The organism is Mesorhizobium ventifaucium (assembly GCF_935822925.1).
GTDB lineage: Bacteria > Pseudomonadota > Alphaproteobacteria > Rhizobiales > Rhizobiaceae > Mesorhizobium > Mesorhizobium ventifaucium.
Genome location: NZ_CAKXZS010000023.1, coordinates 188,220 through 210,113 on the forward strand (window position 1 = coordinate 188,220; position 21,894 = coordinate 210,113).

21 protein-coding genes, 1 tRNA gene and 2 pseudogenes are annotated in these 21,894 nt (G+C 63.2%); 16 read left to right on the forward strand and 8 right to left on the reverse strand.

Annotated features, from left to right (window positions below; all coding sequences use genetic code 11):
- The first annotated feature begins 45 nt into the window (after window positions 1-45).
- Window positions 46-1,788 carry an ABC transporter substrate-binding protein gene (locus NMG70_RS18875; protein WP_254025941.1) on the forward strand — a complete coding sequence of 581 codons (1,743 nt, stop codon included), beginning with the start codon at window positions 46-48 and terminating at the stop codon, window positions 1,786-1,788.
- A gap of 86 nt (window positions 1,789-1,874) precedes the next feature.
- A complete protein-coding gene (gene glpK / locus NMG70_RS18880) occupies window positions 1,875-3,368 on the forward strand; it encodes a glycerol kinase GlpK (RefSeq protein ID WP_254025942.1) in 1,494 nt (497 codons plus the stop codon).
- A gap of 86 nt (window positions 3,369-3,454) precedes the next feature.
- Here the strand turns inward: glpK and NMG70_RS18885 are convergent, their stop codons facing one another.
- A complete protein-coding gene (locus NMG70_RS18885; RefSeq protein ID WP_254026235.1) occupies window positions 3,455-4,048 on the reverse strand; it encodes a BA14K family protein in 594 nt (197 codons plus the stop codon).
- 263 nt (window positions 4,049-4,311) lie between these two features.
- Here NMG70_RS18885 and NMG70_RS18890 point away from each other — a divergent pair.
- Both NMG70_RS18890 and NMG70_RS18895 read left to right on the forward strand, forming a co-directional pair.
- Window positions 4,312-4,387, forward strand: a tRNA-Lys gene (locus tag NMG70_RS18890).
- Window positions 4,388-4,669: 282 nt separating this feature from the next.
- Window positions 4,670-4,861, forward strand: coding sequence for a hypothetical protein (locus NMG70_RS18895; RefSeq protein WP_254025943.1), 192 nt, complete (start codon window positions 4,670-4,672; stop codon window positions 4,859-4,861).
- Here NMG70_RS18895 and NMG70_RS18900 read toward each other — a convergent pair.
- From NMG70_RS18900 to NMG70_RS18920, 5 genes are read right to left on the reverse strand one after another with little or no spacing between them, the layout of a single operon-like run.
- Window positions 4,858-6,120, reverse strand: a complete 1,263-nt coding sequence (locus NMG70_RS18900) for an acyltransferase family protein (protein WP_254025944.1) — start codon at window positions 6,118-6,120, stop codon at window positions 4,858-4,860. The two genes, NMG70_RS18895 and NMG70_RS18900, sit on opposite strands and share 4 nt — an antisense overlap.
- A gap of 51 nt (window positions 6,121-6,171) precedes the next feature.
- Complete coding sequence (gene dprA, locus NMG70_RS18905) at window positions 6,172-7,296, reverse strand: DNA-processing protein DprA (RefSeq protein WP_254025945.1); 1,125 nt, start codon at window positions 7,294-7,296, stop codon at window positions 6,172-6,174.
- Window positions 7,293-7,880 (reverse strand): glycerol-3-phosphate 1-O-acyltransferase PlsY, encoded by a 588-nt coding sequence (gene plsY / locus NMG70_RS18910; protein WP_254025946.1) that lies wholly within the window; start codon window positions 7,878-7,880, stop codon window positions 7,293-7,295. Before plsY ends, dprA begins: the two co-directional genes overlap by 4 nt.
- Window positions 7,881-7,899: 19 nt before the next feature.
- The gene (locus NMG70_RS18915; RefSeq protein WP_254025947.1) at window positions 7,900-9,186 is read right to left on the reverse strand and encodes a dihydroorotase; all 1,287 of its coding nucleotides are present in this window, start codon (window positions 9,184-9,186) and stop codon (window positions 7,900-7,902) included.
- The gene (locus tag NMG70_RS18920) at window positions 9,183-10,163 is read right to left on the reverse strand and encodes an aspartate carbamoyltransferase catalytic subunit (RefSeq protein WP_254025948.1); all 981 of its coding nucleotides are present in this window, start codon (window positions 10,161-10,163) and stop codon (window positions 9,183-9,185) included. Before NMG70_RS18920 ends, NMG70_RS18915 begins: the two co-directional genes overlap by 4 nt.
- A gap of 158 nt (window positions 10,164-10,321) precedes the next feature.
- On the opposite strand from NMG70_RS18920, the gene NMG70_RS18925 reads away from it, so the two are divergent.
- The 3 genes from NMG70_RS18925 to NMG70_RS18935 all read left to right on the forward strand — a co-directional run bounded on the left by NMG70_RS18925 (window position 10,322) and on the right by NMG70_RS18935 (window position 12,955).
- Complete coding sequence (locus NMG70_RS18925) at window positions 10,322-11,950, forward strand: DNA alkylation response protein (RefSeq protein ID WP_254025949.1); 1,629 nt, start codon at window positions 10,322-10,324, stop codon at window positions 11,948-11,950.
- A 127-nt stretch (window positions 11,951-12,077) separates the two neighbouring features.
- Entirely contained in the window at window positions 12,078-12,644 is a 567-nt protein-coding gene (locus NMG70_RS18930; protein ID WP_254025950.1) for a hypothetical protein, read from the forward strand.
- Window positions 12,644-12,955, forward strand: coding sequence for a DUF6105 family protein (locus NMG70_RS18935; RefSeq protein WP_254025951.1), 312 nt, complete (start codon window positions 12,644-12,646; stop codon window positions 12,953-12,955). The genes NMG70_RS18930 and NMG70_RS18935 overlap by 1 nt, the downstream gene beginning before the upstream one ends.
- On the opposite strand, the gene ruvX is transcribed toward NMG70_RS18935, so the two are convergent.
- Window positions 12,922-13,407, reverse strand: coding sequence for a Holliday junction resolvase RuvX (ruvX, locus tag NMG70_RS18940; RefSeq protein ID WP_023801197.1), 486 nt, complete (start codon window positions 13,405-13,407; stop codon window positions 12,922-12,924). The two genes, NMG70_RS18935 and ruvX, sit on opposite strands and share 34 nt — an antisense overlap.
- Before the next feature lie 100 nt (window positions 13,408-13,507).
- Here ruvX and NMG70_RS18945 point away from each other — a divergent pair, with 100 nt between their 5' ends.
- The 5 genes and pseudogenes from NMG70_RS18945 to NMG70_RS18965 all read left to right on the forward strand — a co-directional run bounded on the left by NMG70_RS18945 (window position 13,508) and on the right by NMG70_RS18965 (window position 17,539).
- Window positions 13,508-14,215: a metal-dependent hydrolase gene (locus tag NMG70_RS18945; RefSeq protein WP_254025952.1), complete on the forward strand. Its 708-nt coding sequence runs from the start codon at window positions 13,508-13,510 to the stop codon at window positions 14,213-14,215.
- 175 nt (window positions 14,216-14,390) lie between these two features.
- A complete protein-coding gene (gene gatC, locus NMG70_RS18950; protein WP_095520408.1) occupies window positions 14,391-14,678 on the forward strand; it encodes an Asp-tRNA(Asn)/Glu-tRNA(Gln) amidotransferase subunit GatC in 288 nt (95 codons plus the stop codon).
- 7 nt (window positions 14,679-14,685) lie between these two features.
- A pseudogene (locus NMG70_RS18955) lies at window positions 14,686-15,143 on the forward strand (GNAT family N-acetyltransferase).
- Window positions 15,143-16,708: an amidase gene (locus tag NMG70_RS18960; protein WP_254025953.1), complete on the forward strand. Its 1,566-nt coding sequence runs from the start codon at window positions 15,143-15,145 to the stop codon at window positions 16,706-16,708. The pseudogene NMG70_RS18955 and the gene NMG70_RS18960 overlap by 1 nt, the downstream one beginning before the upstream one ends.
- Window positions 16,709-16,736: 28 nt before the next feature.
- Window positions 16,737-17,539: pseudogene (locus tag NMG70_RS18965) on the forward strand (YdcF family protein).
- Here the strand turns inward: NMG70_RS18965 and NMG70_RS18970 are convergent.
- Entirely contained in the window at window positions 17,476-18,231 is a 756-nt protein-coding gene (locus NMG70_RS18970) for a DUF599 domain-containing protein (RefSeq protein ID WP_254025954.1), read from the reverse strand. The pseudogene NMG70_RS18965 and the gene NMG70_RS18970 overlap by 64 nt on opposite strands.
- 159 nt (window positions 18,232-18,390) lie before the next feature.
- Here NMG70_RS18970 and NMG70_RS18975 point away from each other — a divergent pair, with 159 nt between their 5' ends.
- The 4 genes from NMG70_RS18975 (at window position 18,391) to NMG70_RS18990 (ending at window position 21,862) form a co-directional block, all read left to right on the forward strand.
- On the forward strand, window positions 18,391-19,794 hold the full coding sequence (locus NMG70_RS18975) for an L-serine ammonia-lyase (RefSeq protein WP_254025955.1): 1,404 nt from the start codon (window positions 18,391-18,393) through the stop codon (window positions 19,792-19,794).
- A 103-nt stretch (window positions 19,795-19,897) separates the two neighbouring features.
- A complete protein-coding gene (locus tag NMG70_RS18980) occupies window positions 19,898-20,335 on the forward strand; it encodes a DUF1489 family protein (protein ID WP_254025956.1) in 438 nt (145 codons plus the stop codon).
- A gap of 97 nt (window positions 20,336-20,432) precedes the next feature.
- Window positions 20,433-21,164, forward strand: a complete 732-nt coding sequence (locus NMG70_RS18985) for a vWA domain-containing protein (protein WP_254025957.1) — start codon at window positions 20,433-20,435, stop codon at window positions 21,162-21,164.
- Complete coding sequence (locus NMG70_RS18990) at window positions 21,161-21,862, forward strand: DnaJ domain-containing protein (RefSeq protein ID WP_254025958.1); 702 nt, start codon at window positions 21,161-21,163, stop codon at window positions 21,860-21,862. Before NMG70_RS18985 ends, NMG70_RS18990 begins: the two co-directional genes overlap by 4 nt.
- The last annotated feature ends 32 nt before the right edge of the window (window positions 21,863-21,894 follow it).

The window sequence follows — 21,894 nt, forward strand, 5'->3', positions numbered from 1 at the left end:
AACGACCGCTCCGATCGCACTTGAAACCGAAATGGGAGGAACCTCATGCGACGTCACCTACTAACATCGACAACGGCACTAGTCCTGCTGCTCGGGGCCAGTCAGGCCTACGCAGGCATGGACGAAGCCAAGACATTCCTTGACACGGAAATCAATGGCCTTTCGACCCTTGATCGCTCGGCTCAGGAAGCCGAAATGCAATGGTTTGTCGATGCCGCGAAACCGTTCGCCGGCATGGAGGTCAACGTGCTGTCGGAAGGTATCCCGACACACACCTATGAATCGACCGTGCTCACCAAGGCGTTCGAGGCGATCACCGGCATCAAGGTCAACCACCAAATCCTCGGCGAGGGCGAAGTCGTCCAGGCCGTGCAGACCCAGATGCAGACCAACCGCAACCTTTATGACGCTTATGTCAACGACAGCGACCTGATCGGCACCCATTCGCGGCTGCAGCTTGCCGTGAATCTCACCGATTTCATGGCCGGCGAAGGCAAGGATGTCACCCTTCCGACGCTCGATCTCGAAGACTTCATTGGCATCAAGTTCACGACCGGCCCGGACGGCAAGCTCTACCAGCTCCCGGACCAGCAGTTCGCCAACCTCTACTGGTTCCGCAAGGACTGGTTCGACAAGCCGGAACTCAAGGAAAAGTTCAAGGCCAAGTATGGCTACGATCTCGGCGTCCCGGTGAACTGGTCCGCCTACGAGGATATCGCCGAATTCTTCTCCAAGGACGTGAAGGAAATCGACGGCGTTCAGGTCTTCGGACACATGGACTACGGCAAGCGCGCGCCCGATCTTGGTTGGCGCATGACTGACGCGTGGCTGTCCATGGCCGGTACCGGCAGCCCCGGCGAGCCGAATGGCATCCCGATCGACGAATGGGGCATTCGCATGGAGGCGGGCACCTGCAATCCTGTCGGCGCGAGCGTTTCGCGCGGTGGCGAGGCGAATGGTCCGGCGTCGGTCTATGCCATCGCAAAGTGGGACGAGTGGCTGCGCAACTTTGCGCCTCCCGGAGCAGCGAGCTACGATTTCTACCAGTCGCTGCCCGCGCTGAGCCAAGGCAACGTGGCCCAGCAGATCTTCTGGTACACGGCTTTCCTCGCCGACATGGTGAAGCCCAAGTCGGAAGGCAACAACACGGTCGATGATCAGGGCAATTTGTTGTGGCGCATGGCCCCGTCGCCGCACGGCCCGTACTGGAAGGAAGGGCAGAAGATCGGCTATCAGGACGTGGGCTCTTGGACGATCCTGAAATCGACCCCGGCCGATCGTGCCAAGGCCGCCTGGCTTTATGCGCAGTTCGTCGTGTCGAAGACCGTGTCTTTGAAGAAGTCCCATGTCGGGCTCACTCTGATCCGCGATTCCGACATCCGGCATCAGTCGTTTACCGACCGTGCGCCCAAACTCGGCGGCTGGGTGGAGTTCTACCGCTCTCCAGACCGGGTCGCCTGGTCGCCGACCGGCATCAACGTGCCCGACTACCCGAAGCTCGCCCAGATCTGGTGGCAGCAGATCGGCGACGTGAACTCCGGGGCGTTCACGCCGCAGCAGGCGATGGACCGCCTCGCTGAGGAAATGGACATCACGATGGCCCGCATGCAGGCCGCCGACGAGTCCGCTAAGGTCTATGGCGGCTGTGGTCCGCGACTCAACGAGCCGAAAGATCCGGCCGAATGGTTGGGCAAGCCGAACGGTCCTAAGGCCAAACTCGAGAACGAGAAGCCGAAAGGCGAGACCATCGTCTATGAGGAACTGATCAAGCGCTGGACCACCCAGTAGGCTTGCCGAACGCGAAAGCGGAAAAAGAGGCTAACAGGGAGGCGGCGCGAGCCGTCTCCCTTCGTTGTAACTGAGGGGTAGACAGCATGACCGGATACATCTTGTCGATCGACCAGGGCACCACGTCCAGCCGCGCCATCGTGTTCGATGGGTCCATGAAACTTGTAGGCAGCGGACAAAAGGAGTTTGCCCAGCACTATCCGGCCTCCGGCTGGGTCGAGCACGATCCAGAGGAAATCTGGGACACGGTCGCTTCGACCTGCAAGGCAGCCTTGGCTGCTGCCGGGCGAAAGGCCGCCGACATCGCGGCAATCGGCATCACCAACCAGCGCGAAACCGTCGTCATCTGGGACAGGGCGACCGGCAAGCCGATCCACAACGCGATTGTCTGGCAGGACCGCCGCACCGCGCCGCTGTGCCAGAAATTGAGGAAGCAGGGGCTGGAGAAGACGTTCACCAGAAAGACCGGCCTGCTGCTCGATCCCTATTTCTCCGGCACCAAGATCGCCTGGATTCTGGACAAGGTGAAGGGCGCCAGAAAACGCGCCGAGAACGGCGAATTGCTGGCCGGCACCATCGACAGCTTTCTGATCTGGCGGCTGACTGGCGGCAAGGTTCACGCCACCGATGCCACCAACGCCTCGCGCACGCTGGTCTACAACATCGAAAAGAATGCCTGGGACGACGAGCTCCTGGCCATTCTCGGTATACCGGCAAGAATGCTGCCGCAGGTGAAGGATTGCGCCGACGACTATGGAATCACAGAGAAAAGCCTGTTCGGCGCAGAGATAAAGATTCTCGGTGTGGCTGGCGACCAGCACGCGGCGACCATCGGCCAGGCCTGTTTCGAGCCGGGCATGATGAAATCCACCTATGGCACCGGCTGCTTCGCGCTGCTCAACACCGGCAGCGATCTGGTGCGCTCGAAGAACCGGCTGTTGACGACCATTGCCTACAGGCTGAACGGCAAGACCACTTACGCGCTGGAAGGATCGATCTTCATCGCGGGTGCTGCCGTGCAATGGCTGCGCGACGGCATCAAGGTGATCGGCAAGGCCGAGCAGAGCGGCGTGCTGGCGGCGAGCGCCGACCCGACCCAACAAGTCTATCTGGTGCCGGCTTTCGTCGGGCTTGGCGCGCCGCACTGGGACGCCGAAGCGCGCGGCGCCATCTTCGGGCTGACCCGCAATTCGGGCCCGGCGGAATTTGCCCGTGCCGCACTCGAGTCCGTTGCGTTTCAGACGCGCGACCTGCTCGACGCGATGCGCAAGGACTGGAAGGGCGCGTCAGCGAAGACCGTTCTCAGGGTCGATGGCGGCATGGTGGCGTCGGACTGGACGATGCAGCGGCTTGCGGACATCCTCGATGCGCCGGTCGACCGTCCGACCATCCTGGAGACGACGGCGCTCGGTGCGGCATGGCTGGCCGGCTCGAAGGCGGGCGTCTGGCCGAAGACAAGGGAATTCGCCAGAAGCTGGGCGCTGGAGCGACGGTTTCGACCGGACATGGATGCATCGGTCCGTTCCGCAAAGCTGGCGGGTTGGCGCCATGCTGTGCGCCGGACACTGAGCACGCTGTAGATTCGCGCACCGAAAGAAAAAGCCTGCGCCTTCGTCAGCCCAGGCTCTTCTCTTCAACGACTCTTGTTCAGCTCTGCCCCGGCTTATCAATAGGGCGAGATGCACTGCCGGCGGGGGCCGTAGTAAGGCTGATACGTGTTGTCATAGGCCCGGTAAGATCTGTAGCGGTTGTAGCACCACTCCACGTGGGCATCGCCGCGATAGACGCGGCGGTACTGGTTGTTGACGATCGCGCCGGTGATCAGCGCCCCAGTGGCGAAGGCAGCCAGCGGGAACCAGTAGTCGTTGTAGCGACGATAGCCAGGGCGATAGTAGCGATAGCCGCGATAGCCGCGCCAATACCTGTAATCGTCGTTACGGGCGAAACGACGAAAATCGCGGCGGGAAAAATCGCGGCGGGAAAAATCGCGGCGAGAAAAATCGCGACGGAAATCACGGCGAGAAAAATCGCGACGGAAATCACGGCGAGAAAAATCGCGACGGGAATCACGGCGGAAATCGCGACGCGAGAAATCCCGGTTCCTCCACCTCCACCGTTCATCCTGAACGGTCTGGACATCCGACGAGATGTTCTGACCCAGCGGCACGTAGATGGGCTGGGCGTTGACGGGCACGATTTGTGCTACAGCGAATGACGCTGACAGCACGGTCGCCAGCAAGCCCGACATGATCCTGTTCATGGTCTTCTCCTTGAAAGCGTCGTCCCTTGTGCCGACAAAAACGGGCAGGTTGCGCAATTGTTCCGCGAAAAACAGCAAGCTGCTGATTTGTAATAGGTCTCGGCTTTCGTGCGAGACAGCCACCCCGATCTTGTCGAGACGGCTTGCGAGGCGTCAGGAGACCGCAAAAAGTCCGGCTTGCGCGGCCTCTTTTTCCGGTTGACCGTTCGAGACACTCTCCCTATGTTCCGCGCAATTTCGAGGGCGGCATCCTGAGCCCGCGGGAGCGCGTAGCTCAGCCGGTAGAGCAACTGACTTTTAATCAGTAGGTCCAGGGTTCGAATCCCTGCGCGCTCACCAATTTTTCACGTGGAACTTCAATCACTTAGCGATTTGGCGTCTGGAACAGAGCCGGAACATGCGAGAAAATGCGAGGCCGTGCGAGAACATTTGCTCGCACGAGCCATTCGCTGGTTGTTCCCCGCCCAAAGCCACAAGCTTTGTGGCGTGCCGATTCAGGCGGCCAGGCGCAGGATCAGGAGACGTGGCGGCTTGCCTGAATGGCGGTGCATCGCGCCGGGCAGATAATTCCGGCGACTCGTCGGGGTCACTGCGGTCACTACGGCGGCCATTAGAACGGTGGTGCTTAACGATGCCGCCAACCTCACAGTCACCTATGCGATCACCATCGCAGGTGTAACCGGGACGAAGATTATCATGGCACTTGAAGGCAACGCCGCCTTTGTGGACACCGCCTGTGATGTGAGCGTGGCAGGGGGCGCGGTGGCCCACGCCGCGCATGTCTTCAAGAACATGCCGCCCCTGGCAGCCTAACCGGGCGCCGCCTGCACTATTCGCGAGTCTCGACGCTGTAGGAACTCGCCGATTGGTCGCTCAACTACGAGATGGAAAGTAATCCCGGCTCCAGTCGCCACAGCGATCGCGCAAATGAGCGCGATCGACGGAGAAAGTTCTGGGTACACGTTTGAGAGCAGCTTGTTGGCTCCGACGAGCGTTGGATAGTGAACCAGGTACAAGGAGTAGGACGCCGCGCCCAACAGCAGCAATGGCTTTGGCCATGAAGTGGGCGATTTCAGATCCATGCTGCAAAGACCGACAATGATCACCATGCTGGAGACGGCGTAGCACAAATGGCGGGCGACCTCGCCAAGATGCTGTTCGGCAACGGCACAAGCAGCAAAGAGGCACACTCCAGCCGCCGCGATAGCGACGCCATGGCGAAGGTTTAAGCCCCTCGATAGGAACGCGGCCGCCATACCCATGGCGAAATGAGCAGGATATGGCGCAAAAATGAAGGAGTTCGCGTCGGGAAAGGCCATGGCGCACAACAGCCAGCCAGCCATTAAAACGATCCCGGTTATCGGCGCGAATATCAAGATGCCGAACAGGATGTAGAAAACCATCTCGTAGCAAAGTGTCCACGCGACGCCGAGTATCTGCCCGTCTGGATTGGGAAATAACAAGATCGCGCGGAGCACAGACGGTAACTCCAATTCGCGGCCAGTTCCCGCTTCCGGCATCACAGCAAAAATCGCAATCACACAGGCCAGAGCCACCCAATAGGTCGGATAGATTCTGCGCGAACGCTTCATCGCATAGTTTGCGAGTCTGGGCTTGTTCCCGATGTCGGGGCTGTGCACCCACCAAATGATGAAACCTGACAGGACGAAAAAGAAGTCGACCCCTGCCTTGCCAAAGAGCAGCGCGCCATTCGTGATAGGCGCGCCGAAATATTTGGTGACAGCGAGTTCCGAATGCAGCAGAACAACCAAAAACGCTGCGGCTCCGCGTCCCACCTGAATGCTGTCAAGTCGCATTTTCTTGAGCCCCAGATGCCCTTTTGGGGGCACGATAAGCGCTGGCAGCGCCGAACAGTCAAACCGCAATTTCCGCATCCTGCCCAATTGACGATTGTGCCCGACGTCTATCCTGCCGGCAACGATAGGAGGTTTTCGGCATGGCAAAGGGCAAGGCACAAGTCTGTTTCGTTCGAAGGCGGCGACCGGGATTTGCAGGTAAAGACTGATCTGCCGCGACAAACGCGACCGGCAGTAGCCGGATGGGGCCAGCATCGGGGCAGGTTTCCACAAAAAACGTGCGCTGAGTCATCCGGAAAACCTCGCTCACACCAGCGAAACATTGCCGCCGGCGTGGCGCTCCAGCCGGCCGGCGAGGTCGAGTTCCAGCAGCACCATGAAAACCTGGGCGGGATGCAGGCCGGTGTGGCGGATGATTTCGTCGACCGCCACTGGCGTTGGGCCGAGCGCTTCGATGACGCGGGCGCGGTCGCCTTCGCCGGGTGGCGGTGTTGCCGAAAAGTCGGGCGGCTCTTCGAGCAGCGACGTCCTTGGCGCCAGTGCGCCGACCAGCGGCGCGATCGCACCGGTAATGTCTGATGCCTCGGTGACCAGGGTGGCGCCGTCCTTGAGCAAGGCGTTGGCGCCGGCGGCGCGCGGATCGAGCGGCGAGCCGGGGACGGCGAAGACCAGCCGGCCCATCTCGCCGGCAAGCCTGGCGCTGATCAGCGAGCCGGAACGTAGCGCCGCCTCGACCACGACCAGCCCCAATGCCGCACCGGCGACAAGGCGGTTGCGGCGCGGAAAATCCTGGGCGCGCGGCTGCCAGCCGAACGGCATCTCTGAAATGATGGCGCCGCCGCGCTCGGCAATCTCGTTGCACAATGCGGCATTCTCCGGCGGGTAGGGCAGGTCGAGGCCGCCGGCCAGCACACCGATCGTACCTGACGCAAGGCTGCCCTGATGGGCTGCCGTGTCGATGCCGCGCGCCAGGCCGGAGACGATACCGAAGCCGTCGCGGCCGAGTTCGGCGGCGAGCGTTCGCGCCATCTTGATGCCGGCCAGCGAGGCGTTGCGGGCGCCGACTATGGCGACTGCCGGCAGCCGGAACACCGCGCCTTCGCCCTTGACCGCGAGCAGCGGCGGCGGATGGTCCATGCTTTTCATCAGCGGCGGATAGTCGGCCTCGCCAATGCCGACGAAGCGGGCGCCGGCCCGCCGGGCTGTCTCCAGTTCCGCCTCGGCCTCGGCCATCGTCGGGATGCGGACGACCTTTCTGGCGCCGCCCGAAATCATCAGCTCGGGCAGCATCTCAAGCGCCGTCTCGGCCGAGCCAAAACGGTTGATCAGGTCGCGAAAAGTGGCCGGGCCGACATTCGGCGTGCGGATCAAACGAAGCCAGCTCAACCGCTGCCGGTCGCTGAGCCGCGTCCCGGCGGCGCGCTGGCTCACTCCTTGGCCCCGATCTTGTTCTCGGTGCCGGCCAGCAGCCGGGTAATGTTGGCCCGGTGTTTTACGATGACGATCAGGCTCATCAGCGCGAACAGCCCGGCAATCTCGGGCGTGCTGAGGACATAGAGCGCGATCGGCACGACGATTGCTGCCGTCAGCGCCGCCAGCGAGGAATAGCGGAACAGGAAAGCCATGGCCAGCCAGACGAGGGCGAAGATCAGTGCCACCTGCCAGGCCAATGCAATCAGCACGCCGAGATAGGTGGCGACCCCCTTGCCGCCCTTGAAACCGAGCCAGACCGGGAAGAGATGGCCGAAAAAGGCGCCGAGGCCGGCCCAGAGCCCGAGTTCCGGGGCAAAGTAACCGGCGATCAGCACCGCCGCCGTGCCTTTCAGCGCGTCGAGCAGCAGCGTGGCGGCAGCCAGGCCCTTGTTGCCGGTGCGCAGCACATTGGTGGCGCCGATATTGCCGGAGCCGATGTTGCGGACGTCGCCAAGGCCGGCGGCACGGGTGATCAGGAGGCCGAACGGGATCGAGCCGAGCAGATAGCCGAACACCAGCGCCAAGATGATGCCGTAAGCCATTGTTCCCCCAGCTATGCCCCTAGGCCGAAAACACTGTGCGGCCCGCCACTATCGTTTGCAAGACCTTGCCCTGCAGCCGCGCGCCTTCGAAACAGGTGTTTTTCGAGCGCGAACGGATGCCGCTTTCGCTGACGATCCATGGCTCGTCGAGATCGACCAGCGCAAGGTCGGCGACGGCACCCGGCTTCAGCGTGCCGCCGGGCAGGCCGAACAGTCTTGCCGGGGCGGTGGACAATGTCTCAAGCAACCTGAGCAGCGTCATATCGCCATTGTGGTAGAGCCGCAGCGCCGCGCCAAGCAGCGTTTCCAGTCCGATGGCACCGGCCGCGGCGTCGGCGAAAGGCAGGCGCTTGGTGTCGACGTCCTGCGGGTCGTGCGAGGATACGATGATGTCGATCGTGCCGTCCTTGACCGCCTCGATCATCGCCAGCCGGTCTTCCTCGGCGCGCAGCGGCGGCGTCAGCCGGAAGAAGGTGCGGTATTCGCCGACATCGTTCTCGTTGAGCGACAGATTGTGGATCGAGACGCCTGATGTGGCGTTGGCGCCGTCGGCCTTGGCCCTCGTTACCGCGTTTGCCGCCATGGCGGTCGAGATCTTGGCCGCGTGATAGGCTCCGCCAGTCAGCCGCGCCAGCGCAAGGTCGCGCTCCAGCGGAATGGACTCGGCCTCGCGCGGAATGCCGGCAAGGCCGAGCCAGCTGGCATAGAGGCCTTCGTTCATGACGCCTGACGAAGCGAGGTCGGCGTCTTGGGTTTCATGCGCGATCACGCCGCCGAAATCGCGCGCATAGGTCAGCGCGCGGCGCATCACCAGTGCGCTTGATATGGTGTGCCGCCCGTCAGTGAAGGCGATCGCGCCGGCCTCGCGCAGCAGGCCGAATTCGGTCATCTCGCGGCCTTCGAGGCCTTTTGTGATCGCCGCCGCCGGAAAGATGTTGACGACGGCCGTGTCCTTGGCGGTGCGCAGCACGAATTCGACCAGCGCGACATTATCGATCACGGGGTCGGTGTCGGGCATCATGACGATGGAAGTGACGCCGCCGGCAGCCGCCGCCACGCTGGCCGAAGCGATGGTCTCGCGATGTTCACCGCCCGGTTCGCCGATGAAGACGCGCGCATCGATCAGGCCGGGGATAACAGCCTTGCCGGAGCAGTCGATGACGGTAGCATCTTGCGGAGCGCCCTGGTTCAAGGCCGACTTGCCGGCAGCGACGATCTTGCGGCCCTCGACAATGACCGTGCCGACCTCATCGATGCCGCGCGACGGATCGACGATGCGGGCCCGGCTGAAGACCGTTGTGCTCATGCGCCGCGGCCCTCAACTTTGCGGCCCTCATAATTGCGGCGGGGATCGAGCAGCGCTTCCATCACCGCCATGCGCACGGCAACACCCATCTCCACCTGTTCCTGGATGACGCTCTGCGGACCGTCGGCAATTTCCGAGGCGATCTCGACGCCGCGATTCATTGGGCCGGGATGCATGACCAAAGCGCCGTCCTTGGCCGCCTTCAGCTTCTCGGCGTCGAGGCCGAAATAGTGGAAATACTCGCGCACCGAAGGCACGAAGGCGCCTTCCATCCGCTCGCGCTGCAGCCGCAGCATCATCACCACATCCGCGTCCTTGAGCCCTTCGGCCATCGAACGGGTGACGGTCACGCCCATTTTCTCGATGCCGGCGGGCAAAAGCGTCGACGGCGCCACGACGCGCACCTGCGCGCCGAGCGCATTGAGCAGCATGATGTTGGAGCGCGCCACGCGCGAATGCAGGATGTCGCCGCAGATCGCCACGATCAGCTTCGACAGCGGGCCTCTGGCGCGGCGGATGGTCAGCGCGTCGAGCAGCGCCTGCGTCGGGTGCTCATGGGCGCCGTCGCCGGCATTGATCACCGAGCAGCCGACCTTTTGCGCCAGCAGCGCGGCGGCACCCGCCGACTGGTGGCGGATGATCAGGATGTCGGGATGCATGGCGTTCAGCGTCATCGCTGTGTCGATCAGCGTCTCGCCCTTCTTCACCGAAGAGCTGGCCACCGACATGTTCATGACGTCGGCGCCGAGCCGTTTTCCGGCCAGTTCGAACGACGATTGCGTACGTGTCGAAGCTTCGTAGAACAGATTGATCTGAGTGCGGCCACGCAGCGTCGAGGCCTTTTTCTCCGACTGCCGCGAGATCGCGACCGATCGGTCCGCCCTGTCCAGCAAAAGCTCGATGTCGGCGGGTGAAAGATCGCGGATGCCCAGAAGATGGCGGTGGGGATAGAGTGGCAGGGACGAAGCGTCGGTCATCTCAAGGCGCTGCTATAGGGTGGAGGACCTTTGGCTGCAAGCACCAGCTTTGTATTGCGGCCTTTCTCCCCGGTATTTTCGTCGCGCGCGTTGCGCGGCTTGGGTTATAAACTGCTGATGGCTTCGGATTCGTGGCCTTGTGATGGTAAGGACAGTGCGTGACCGACGACGTGACGAACCAGCCGCCGCCGCTGGCAGGCGGCAACGCCTGGCGGGGCGATCCGTTGCTGATCCAGCTTGCCGAGCGTTTTTCCGATCCGGTGCGCAAGGACCTCGATGGGCTTGGCCGTTTCGTGCTGACGCAGGAGGCGCAGGAACTGGCCCGCCTCGCCAATGTCGAAACGCCGAAGCTCAGGACCCATGACCGCCAGGGCCGGCGCATCGATCTGGTCGAGTTCCATCCAGCCTATCATGCGCTGATGCGCCGGTCGGTGGCGAACGGACTGCATTCGTCGGTCTGGGAAAATGGCGATGCCGAGATCGGCCGCCGCCATCAGGCGCGCGCCGCCCGTTTCTACCTGACGGCCCAGCTCGAAACCGGGCATCTCTGTCCCATCACCATGACCAGCGCATCGCTGGCAGCGCTGATGGCAAGCCCAAAACTGTTTCGCGAATGGGCGCCGCGGGTCACGACACGCAAATACGACCAGAGCCAGAAGCCGCCGGTCGAAAAGGCCGGGCTGACGCTCGGCATGGGCATGACCGAGAAGCAGGGCGGCACCGACGTCCGCGCCAACGTCACCAGGGCCGAGCGCGCCGGCAGCAGCTTCTATCGGCTGACCGGCCACAAATGGTTCATGTCGGCGCCGATGTCGGATGCGTTCCTGGTGCTTGGACAGGCGCCGGAAGGACTTTCGTGCTTTCTCGTTCCCCGCATTCTCGGCGATGGTTCGGGCAATGGCTTCCGCTTCCAGCGGCTGAAGGACAAGCTTGGCAACCGCTCCAACGCCTCCTCCGAAGTCGAGTTCGTCAATGCCATCGGCGAGATGGTCGGCGAGCCCGGGGCAGGCGTCAAAACGATCATGGATATGGTGACGCTGACCCGGCTCGACTGCGCGATCGCCTCGTCGGCGATCATGCGAGCCGGGCTGGCCGAAGCCGTCCACCACAGCCGTCACCGCCAGGTGTTTGGAACCAATCTGATCGAGCAGCCGCTGATGCAGCGCGTGCTGGCCGACATGGCGCTCGACGTCGCCGCCGCCACCGCGCTGTCATTCCGACTGGCGCGCTCTTTCGACGAGGCGGCCGGCGACCGCGGCGAGGCGGCGTTTGCTCGCGCCATGACGCCGGTCGTCAAATACTGGGTCTGCAAGATCGCACCGCCGCTGCTCTATGAGGCGATGGAATGCCTCGGCGGCAATGGCTATGTCGAGGAGGCGCCGCTCGCCCGCTACTATCGCGAAGCTCCGGTCAACGCGATCTGGGAGGGATCCGGCAACGTCATGGCGCTCGATGTGCTGCGCGTGCTGGGGCGTGCACCCGGCCTGTTCGAGGAGGTGCTGGCCGGCATCGATCGCGATCTCGGCGCTGGCGGGCGCGGCACCGTCGGTGTGCTCAAGGCGGCAATGCAGGTCGCGGCAACCGATGAGGGCTCGGCCCGTCTGCTCACCGAGCAACTGGCGCTGTCGGCGGCAGCGGCGGAGCTTCGCAGGCTGGGGGCAGGGCGGATCGCCGACGCCTTCGTCGAGACGCGCCTCGCCGGCCAGTGGCGCAACACTTATGGCATGCTCGATTCACGCCATGACGCGCGTATGATCATCGACACGCTCTACCCACCGGTCACCTGAAGCGACTTCGGGAAGGTTTCTCGTCGTCTGTCGCGCCGCTGTGGATGACCGTTAACCTTAACGAATGGTTTCCATTGCAGCGGCAAGCCGCAAAGCCCACTGTCGTGTTTACGGAAGCAGGAACGCTATGCGGCACATATTGAGCTCCTTTCTGGCCTTGCACTGGGCGGTCGTTTTCGCCCTGCTGGCGTTCATCTGCATCGATGGGAATCGCGGTCTTGCGGCAGCGCTCGGCGTGCTCGGCGTCGCCGTTCAGAGTTCCCGCTTTGCCGGCCTCGAAAACCCCGTCGTGGTGGCGCCGCTTGCCGTAGCGCTGCTCGTCGTAGCGGCGCTGTTCTGCTGGGCCTTTGTCGAGGCTCTGTTCAGCGACCCGACAAATCCGGACGCGACCGATAGCGTCGTGCGGGTCGCCTTCATCTGCGCCTCCGGCGTGCTGTCGCTGATTGTCGTCGGCGGCGCCGCGCAAGGCATCAACGGACTGCTCATGGTTGTCGCGGTGCAACTGGCGGCACTGCTGGCTTCCTATGTCGCCATGCTCGCAGAGCGGCGGTCGGCCCTGGCCGCAGCGGTTCCGGGCACGGGTGAAACCAGTGCCGCCGCGCATCTGATGGCGAAGGCGGCGGCGCCGGCGCTCTCGCGCATTTCCGGCCGGCTGGACACGAACTGGCCGGATACGAACTTGAGGGACCGCTGATGCGCACCTTGTTCGCGCTATGGGCGGCGCCGCTCGCCCTGTTCTGGGGTTGGTTCTTCCTGTCGCTCAACGACATCAATTTCGGCTATGTCATGCTGAGCCGCCAATTGCATGACCTCGTCTTCCAGCTCTACGGGGAGATGCTTGGCATCGATCCGGCGCTTATTCCCGGCATGGTGGCAAAGGCCTGCATCCTCGACAGCCTGCTGCTCATGGCGTTTTGGGCGTTTCGCCGACGCCGGGTGATCGGTAGCTGGATCAGGATAATGCGCGACCGCTATTTCGACCAGGCGTCGACGCCGAGCGCCTGAAGCCGGTCGAGAGCGCCCTGCAGAATAAAGGCCGCGGCGGCCGAATCGATCTTGCCGGCGCGTTTGCGGCGCGAAAAGTCCATCTCGATCAGAGTCCGCTCAGCCGCCACCGTCGACAGCCGCTCGTCCCACAAAACAAAGGGCAGGTCGGTCACACCAGCCATGTTGCGGGCGAAGGCGCGGGATTTCTGGGCGCGTGGGCCTTCCGACCCGTCCATGTTGACCGGCAGGCCGAGCACCACGGCCCCGACATTCTCTTTCTGCAGCAAGGCGAGCAGCACTGCGGCATCCAGCGAGAATTTCCGGCGCATGATGACGGGACGCGGGTGGGCGAAGGCAAAGCCCCGGTCGGAAACCGCCACGCCAATCGTCTTGTCGCCGAGATCGAGCCCGGCCAGCGTCTTGCCGCCGCCGAGCCGCGCCGGCAACTCCTCGATGGTGATGATGCTCAACGGCTTTCCTTGGACTACACGCCGCAAACGACGCGATGAGACTTTAATTTCACTGCCGGCGTTCTATCCTTTGGCGAAGAAAAAATCGAGGAAGGCATTCATGAAACTGACTTGGTACGGACATTCCGCGTTTCGCGTCGAAACCGCCGAGGCGAAAATCCTCATCGATCCCTATCTGATCGGCAATCCATCGTGGACGGGCGGCTGGGAAGAGCCGGCGGCAGGGGTCACGCATGTTCTGTTGACCCACGGCCACAGCGACCACATCAGCGGTGCGCTCGAAGTGCTCGGGAAAAGCGGCGCCATGCTGGTCGCCAATTTCGAGATCTGCATGTACTTGGTCGGCAAGGGCGTCAGCGACAAGAAGATCAATCCCGGCAATATCGGCGGCACTGTCGATTGCGGCGGCTTCACCACCACCTTCGTCCAGGCGCTGCATTCCTCGTCGTTCCCGGGCGACAAGGGCCAGAACACCTATCTCGGCAATCCCGGCGGCCTCGTCCTGCATTTCCAGGAAGACAAGACGCTCTACCACATGGGCGACACCGACATTTTTTCCGACATGGCGCTGATCAACGAACTGCATGAGCCGAAGATCGGCATCGTGCCGATCGGCGACCGCTTCACCATGGGTGGCGCGGTGGCAGCCCTTGCCTGCCGGCGCTTCTTTCAGTTCGAGACGGTCATTCCCAGTCACTTCGGCACGTTTCCGATCATCGACCAGACCGCCGACAAGTTTGTCGCTGGGTTGGAGGGTTCCGGCGTGAAGGTGGCATCGCCGGAGATCGGCGGGACAATCTCCTTGTAGAGCGTGCACCTTGTAGAGTGTGCACCTTGTAGAGCATGTCAAAGGCGCCAGCTATTCGCTGCGACGGCGTTGCGCTGCCATCGACCTTCTGGGCCGGTTCTCGGCACGATGCATGTTGCGCGGCACGCGCCGCGCCGCTATAGCGCGGACTGGTTTTCCCGAGGCACAAGCAAATATGTCCGTTGATCTGCAGACTGTGAAGCGCGTCGCGCGTCTCGCCCGCATTGCGGTGAGCGAGGAGGACGCCGAGCGCATGACCGGCGAGTTGAACGCCATTCTCGGTTTTGTCGAGCAGTTGAACGAGGTCGACGTCTCCGGCGTCGAGCCGATGACGTCGGTCATTCCGATGGAGATGAAGAAGCGCCCGGACGTCGTCACCGACGGCAGCAAGGCGGCCGACATCGTCGCCAACGCACCGGCCACCGAAGAGAATTTCTTCCTCGTGCCGAAGGTCGTGGAGTAGCGGGCCGATGGCAATCGAGATCGCCATCGAAACGCCGCTGCAGGACGAGGTGCGCGGGCTGGTCAAGGAACTCAACGACACGCTGCTGGAATTACGCCGCCGGAGCACTGCTACCACATGACCGTCGAGCAGATGGCCGACAACGACACGACTGTCTTCATCGCTCGTGACAACGGCCTTGCCGTCGGCTGCGGCGCGCTGAAGCGTCACGACGGTGCCGTCGGCGAGGTCAAGCGCATGTACACCCGGCCTTCGCATCGCGGGCAGAAGATCGGCGCCGGGATAGTCGAGCGGATCGAGGCGCTGGCGCGCAATGAAGGACTGAAGCGTCTGGTGCTGGAAACCGGCGACCGCCATCCGGCTGCGTGGACCGTCTATGAACGCGCCGGCTTTTCGCGCTGCGGCCCGGTGCTGGACTATCCCGATTCCGGGTGGTCGGTGTTTTACGAAAAGAGCCTTGCCTGATGAGCGACCTGACCCACCTGACGATTTCGCAGGCCCGCGCCAAGCTGCGCGCCAGGGAAATCACCGCAACCGAGATCACCGAAGCCTATCTCCAGGCGATCGAGCGGGCCAATCCGGCGCTCAACGCCTATGTCGTCGTAACCGATGACAAGGCGCGCGACATGGCCAAGGCCTCGGACGCAAAGCTTGCGAAGGGCGAGGGCGGGTCGCTTGAAGGCATTCCGCTCGGCATCAAGGACCTGTTCGGCACCGAAGGCGTCCACACCCAGGCCTGCAGCCATGTGCTGGACGGGTTCAAGCCGCACTATGAATCGACCGTCACCGCCAATCTGTGGGCCGACGGCGCCGTCATGCTCGGCAAGCTCAATATGGACGAGTTCGCCATGGGCTCGTCAAACGAGACCTCCTACTACGGCCCTGTCGTCAATCCGTGGCGGCGTTCGCGCCTCGACACGGTCGTGATGCCGACCACGCATCAGGGCGATGGCAGTTTTGTCACGGCCGGCGGCACCAGGACCGCGCGCACGCTCGACAACGCCCAGCTCGTGCCGGGCGGCTCGTCGGGTGGCTCGGCCTCCGCCGTTTCGGCGCTCCTGTGTGCCGGCGCCACCGCCACCGACACCGGCGGCTCGATCCGCCAGCCCGCCGCCTTCACCGGCACGGTCGGCATCAAGCCGACCTACGGCCGCTGCTCGCGCTGGGGCATCGTCGCCTTTGCTTCGTCGCTCGACCAGGCCGGTCCGATCGCCCGCGACGTGCGTGACGCCGCGATTCTCTTGAAATCCATGGCGTCGGTCGATCCGAAGGACACCACCTCGGTCGACCGCCCGGTGCCGGATTACGAGGCCGCGATCGGCAAGCCGATCAAGGGCATGAAGGTCGGCATCCCCAGGGAATACCGCGTCGACGGCATGCCCGACGAGATCGAGGCGCTGTGGCAGAAAGGCATTGCCTGGCTGAAGGATGCCGGCGCCGAGATCGTCGACATTTCGCTTCCGCATACCAAATACGCGCTGCCGGCCTATTACATCGTCGCGCCCGCCGAAGCTTCGTCGAACCTCGCCCGCTATGACGGCGTCCGCTACGGGTTGCGCGTGCCGGGCAAGGACATCGTCGACATGTACGAGACGACCCGCGCCGCCGGCTTCGGCCGCGAGGTCAAGCGCCGCATCATGATCGGCACCTATGTGCTCTCCGCCGGCTACTACGATGCCTACTATCTGCAGGCGCAGAAGGTGCGCAATCTCATCAAGCGGGATTTCGAAAACGCATTCGCCGCAGGCGTCGACGTCATCCTGACGCCGGCGACGCCGTCGGCAGCCTTCGGCATCGCCGACGAGGACATGGCCGCCGACCCGGTCAAGATGTACCTCAACGACATCTTCACGGTGACCGTGAACATGGCCGGACTGCCGGGCATCGCCGTGCCCGCAGGGCTGGACGCCAAGGGCCTGCCGCTCGGCCTGCAGCTCATCGGCCGGCCGTTCGACGAGGAAACCTTGTTCCAGACCGCCCATGTCATCGAACAGGCGGCGGGTACGTTCCGGCCCGAAAAGTGGTGGTAGTGTCGTCTCCCATCTGAAGGGGTGAGGGATGTTCTACTATCTTTCCAAAATATTTTGGCTCCTCGTCCAGTCATTGAATCTGGCGATCGTTCTACTGCTGGTTGCTTGCTGCCTTGGTCGGGCGCAGAAAGCCGTTTGTCACCGGCAGCGGGCTGGCGTTTCTCATCCTCGCCCTCTCGACCTGGACCTCGCTCGGCGCACTGATGCTCAATCCGTTGGAAGAACGCTTTCCGCGCCCGCCGCTGCCGGAAAAGGCCGATGGCATCGTCGTGCTGGGGGGCGGCATGGAGGGCGCCGTCAATTTCGTGCGTGGCGGCTATGAACTGAGCGCAAGCGGCGATCGGATGGTCGCGGCGGCCGTGCTGGCCCGGCATTTTCCGACAGCGAAGGTCGTCATCTCCGGGGGCGCCATCGCAATGATCGGCGATGGCGAGGGCGATGCGGAGACAGCACCGCGTCTGTTCGCCGCGCTCGGTGTGACGGCCGATCGGCTGATCCTCGAGAAAAATCCCGCAACACCGACGAGAACGCCACCTTCACCCGGGAACTGGTCACCCCGAAACCGGGCGAGACCTGGCTGCTGGTGACCTCGGCCTTGCACATGTCGCGCGCCAAGGCGCTGTTCGACAAGGTCGGCTTTGCCACCGTTCCCTGGCGGTCGATTACCGCACCTCCGGCAAGGAAGGCATCGGCCTGTTTCGCGACGATCCCTTCGGTTCGCTGCAGACCACCAGCGCGGCGGTCCGTGAATGGATCGGGCTCGTCGCCTACCGGCTGTCGGGCCGCATCGATCGGCTTTTTCCCGGACCAGGCGTCGGCTCGGGCGGCTGACCGATCACGGCTTGCCGTGCCGCCGAGAAGAACTGGCGACGCACCAGAACCGCCAGCAACAGCAGCGTCGACAGCACGAACACTTTTGGGTCGACGAACCAGCCGAGATAGCCGATCGAGAAGAACACGCCGCGCATGCCGGAATTGAAATGTTTTCCGGCCAGCATGTTCATGCGCGCCGCCCGCCATACCGCCGTCTCGCTGACCGGGTTGCGTGAATCCTCGCCGTGCGGGATCGGCACCGCACCGATCAGGATCGAGCAGTAGTTGAACAGCCGGTAGGCCCAGCCGAACTTGAAAAAGGAATAGGCAAGGATCAGAACCAATCCGAACACCTTCATCTGAAAGGCGGAGCGGGACGACGTCGCGCCGAGCGGCAGGTCGCTCAGCACCGAAACAACCTGATCGGAGGCGCCGAGCAGGGCAAAACAGCCGCCGATCGCAATCAGCGAACTGGAGGCGAAAAAGGCGGTTCCCTGTTGAAGGCCGGCCATGATGGCGGTGTCGACAATGCGGACCTCGCGTTCGGCCATGTTCCGCATCCAGGCTTGACGCTGGACGTTCATCGCCGTCGTCAGCGACATGCGCCTGACCAGCTTTCCGTCGGAGGCGAGCGTATGCAGCACCCACACGAAAAGGAAGAAACCCAGCGCCACGAGGTCTGCCGTCGACAAATGGAAGGAATCGCCCATGCAACCCTCTTACCACAAGCGGTGGCGGCGCTTCGATGGCGGAACGCAACGATGTCGCTGCCGGAGCAAACAAGGTCGGCAGGTGCAGCGCCGCAATCTGCGAAAGAGCGGAAACATCACAGGAATTCCTATATGTAAATTCCAATAGGAGAGCGGCGCGTGTTCCTTTCGGTTTTCGACCTGTTCAAGATCGGCATTGGACCATCGAGTTCGCACACGATGGGGCCGATGACGGCTGCGCGGCGTTTTCTCGACGAGGTCGCGGGAGATGACTGGCCACGCCCGGCCGGCGCCAAGGTCGACCGCATCGCCGCCAGCCTGCACGGCTCGCTTGCCTATACCGGCATCGGCCATGGTTCAGATCGCGCCGTCGTGCTCGGGCTTGCCGGCCAGACGCCGCAGACGGTAGACCCCGATCAGGCGGACAGCATCGTCGACCTTATCGCCGCTGAGGAGCGGATTTCGTCGCCCGGCCATCCGTCCTATCGCTTCGACCCGGCCACGGATCTGGTGCTGGATCGCAAGACGCCGCTTTCCGGCCACGCCAACGGCATGGCTTTCTCCGCCTATGATGCCGACGACCGCCTGCTGCTCAAGCGCATCTACTATTCGATCGGCGGCGGCTTCGTGGTTTCCGAGGAGGAGCTGCAGCGGATGAAGGCGAAGGGCTCGGTGACGAGCGAAGGCAAGAAGGTTCCATACCCCTTCAAGAACGCCGTCGAGATGCTGTCGATGGCCGCGAAAAGCGGTCTTTCCATCGCCGACATGAAGCGCGTCAATGAAGAGACGCAGATGTCGCGTGAAGAGCTCGACGCCGGTCTCGACGGCATCTGGAGCGCCATGAAGAGCTGCATCGAGCGTGGCCTGTCGCAGGACGGAATCATGCCGGGCGGACTGAAGGTGCGCCGACGCGCGCGACAGTTGCATGACAAGCTGCAGGAGCAGTGGCGGCAGAACCGGCCCAATCCGCTGCTCGCCAACGACTGGCTGTCGATCTATGCCATGGCGGTGAACGAGGAGAACGCCGCCGGCGGGCGCGTCGTCACCGCGCCGACCAATGGTGCTGCAGGCACGCTGCCGGCGGTGCTGCGCTACTGGCTGCATTTCCACCCCGAGGCCGACCAGCCAAGCATTCGCGATTTCCTGCTGACCGCGGCGGCGATCGGCGGCATCATCAAGACCAACGCTTCGATCTCGGGCGCCGAAGTCGGCTGCCAGGGCGAGGTCGGTTCGGCCTCGGCGATGGCGGCAGCGGGGCTGTGCGCCGTGATGGGCGGCACGCCCGAGCAGGTCGAGAACGCCGCCGAGATCGCGCTCGAACATCATCTCGGCATGACCTGTGATCCGGTCGGCGGGCTGGTGCAGGTGCCTTGCATCGAGCGCAACGCGCTCGGCGCCGTCAAGGCGGTGACTGCCGCGTCGCTGGCCATCAAGGGCGACGGCGTTCATTTCGTGCCGCTGGATGCCGCGATCGAGACCATGCGCCAGACCGGCCTCGACATGAACGAGAAATACAAGGAAACCAGCCTCGGCGGCTTGGCCGTCAATATCGTGGAATGCTGAGCCAAACTTTGCACTGTGGATTGGCACTGTGGAGAACAGCGGCACTGTGGAGAAAGTCGACCGGGCCGTTGACGCCTTCGCGCGCCGGACTAAACCTTAATCCATGTCCCTCAATCTCATAAAGCTCTGCGTTGGCTGCGACAGCGTCGAAGATCTCGAAGAGTGGATCGCCTTCCGCCTCGACGAACGGCGGCGCGCCGGTGAACCGGTCGAGCACTACCACACCACCCGCATGACGCCGACGCGCGGCGCCGAGGTCACCGATGGCGGTTCCCTCTACTGGGTGATCAAGGGCAATGTGCAATGCCGCCAGTTGATCACCGAAATCCGTCCTTTCACCGATGACGAGGGTATCGGCCGCTGTCGCCTGATCCTCGATCCCGCGGTCGTGCGCACTGAATGGCAGCCGCGCCGCGCCTTTCAAGGCTGGCGTTATTTGAAACCGTCGGACGCACCGGCCGATCTCGGCAAGGGCAAAGCGGGATTGGTCGAAATGCCGCCGAAACTCAGGCGCGAGCTTGCCGATCTCGGCCTTCTCTAGGAAGACCGCAAAATTCAAAGCTGCCGTGATGGCTGGCCCTCCACGTCGCCTCATGCTGGGCTTGCAAGCTGTGCGACAACGCCACATCTTGAATGTCATGAGCGACAAGAAGCAGCCCGTGCCCGCAAAGGCCAATCCTGCGCCGGTCGAACCCCAATCGAGCACCGGCGAGATCGACGCGTTTATCCGTCAGGCAAGGACGCTCGCTGCGTCCGCGACCGGTACTGGCAGGCTGATCCTTTCCCTCGACGCGACTATGAGCCGCCAGCCGACCTGGGATCTCGCCTGTGCGCTGCAGGGCGAGATGTTCGACGCCGTCGGCAAGGCCGGGGCGCTCAAGGTCCAACTGGTTTATTTTCGTGGTCTTGGCGAGTGCCGCTCATCCGCATTCGTCACCGATACGGACACGCTGAAGCAGCTGATGACGCGGATCGAATGCCGTAGCGGCCACACCCAGATCGGCAAGGTGCTGGCCCATGCGTTGAAACAGACGGCGGCGGCCAAGGTCAACGCGCTGGTCTATATCGGCGACGCGATGGAGGAAAATATCGACGATCTGGCGGAAAAGGCCGGCAGTCTCGGCCTGCACGGCGTTCCTGTCTTCGTCTTTCAGGAGGGCCATGATGCCGGCGCGGAAAAGGCGTTCAAGGAAATTGCGCGGCTGTCCAAAGGGGCTTGGTTCCGATTTGATCGGCGGGCCGCCGCAACCTTGGCCAGCCTGCTGTCGGCGGTCGCCGTGTTTGCGACGGGCGGGCTGAAGGCTCTGGAGGCCAGGGGCAGGCCGGAAGACCGGCTGATGATCGAGCATCTGCGGAGCGGCAGGAAATGATGGGCGCGACTATCGCATTCGTGGCGTTGCTTTTGGTGCTGCTCGGTGTGGCCACGGTGTTTCTGCGCGCCGACCCCGCGAAACTCGCAAGCGGGATGAGGACAGTTGGGCCCGTCCTGCTGGCGCTGGTCGGTGTCGCTGCGCTTCTGGTTGGACGCGAAGCCATCGGCGGCCTGATCCTGTCAACGGCGCTCGCCTGGTATGGCTCGATGCGGATGAAGCGGCCGACGGCGAAACTGGAGCCGGGCAAGTATTCGACGGTGCGCACCGCGGCGCTCGAAATGGAGCTTGATCACGATACCGGCAGTCTGGAGGGCCTCGTGCTTGTCGGTCGCCATGAAGGCAAGATGCTAGGCACGATGAGCCTTGCGGAATTGCAGCAGCTTTATCGCGAACTCCCCGGCGACCCGGAGAGCCGCCAGCTGCTAGAGACGTATCTTGACGGCAGATTTCCCATCTGGCGCAAAGACGCTGAGGCGAATGGTGGCGACGGGCTGGGTGTTTCGCCAGGTTCGGGCGCCATGACTAAGGAGGAGGCCTACAAGATCCTTGGTCTTGAAGCGGGGGCCGCCGCGGCGGATGTCCGCAAGGCGCACCGCCGCCTGATGCAGCGCCTGCACCCCGATCTCGGCGGCACTTCTTTTCTGGCGGCGCGGATCAACGAAGCCAAGGACGTCTTGCTCTCCAATCACAACTAGTCTCCTTCGACGCATAATTTTTCCGGGAGATG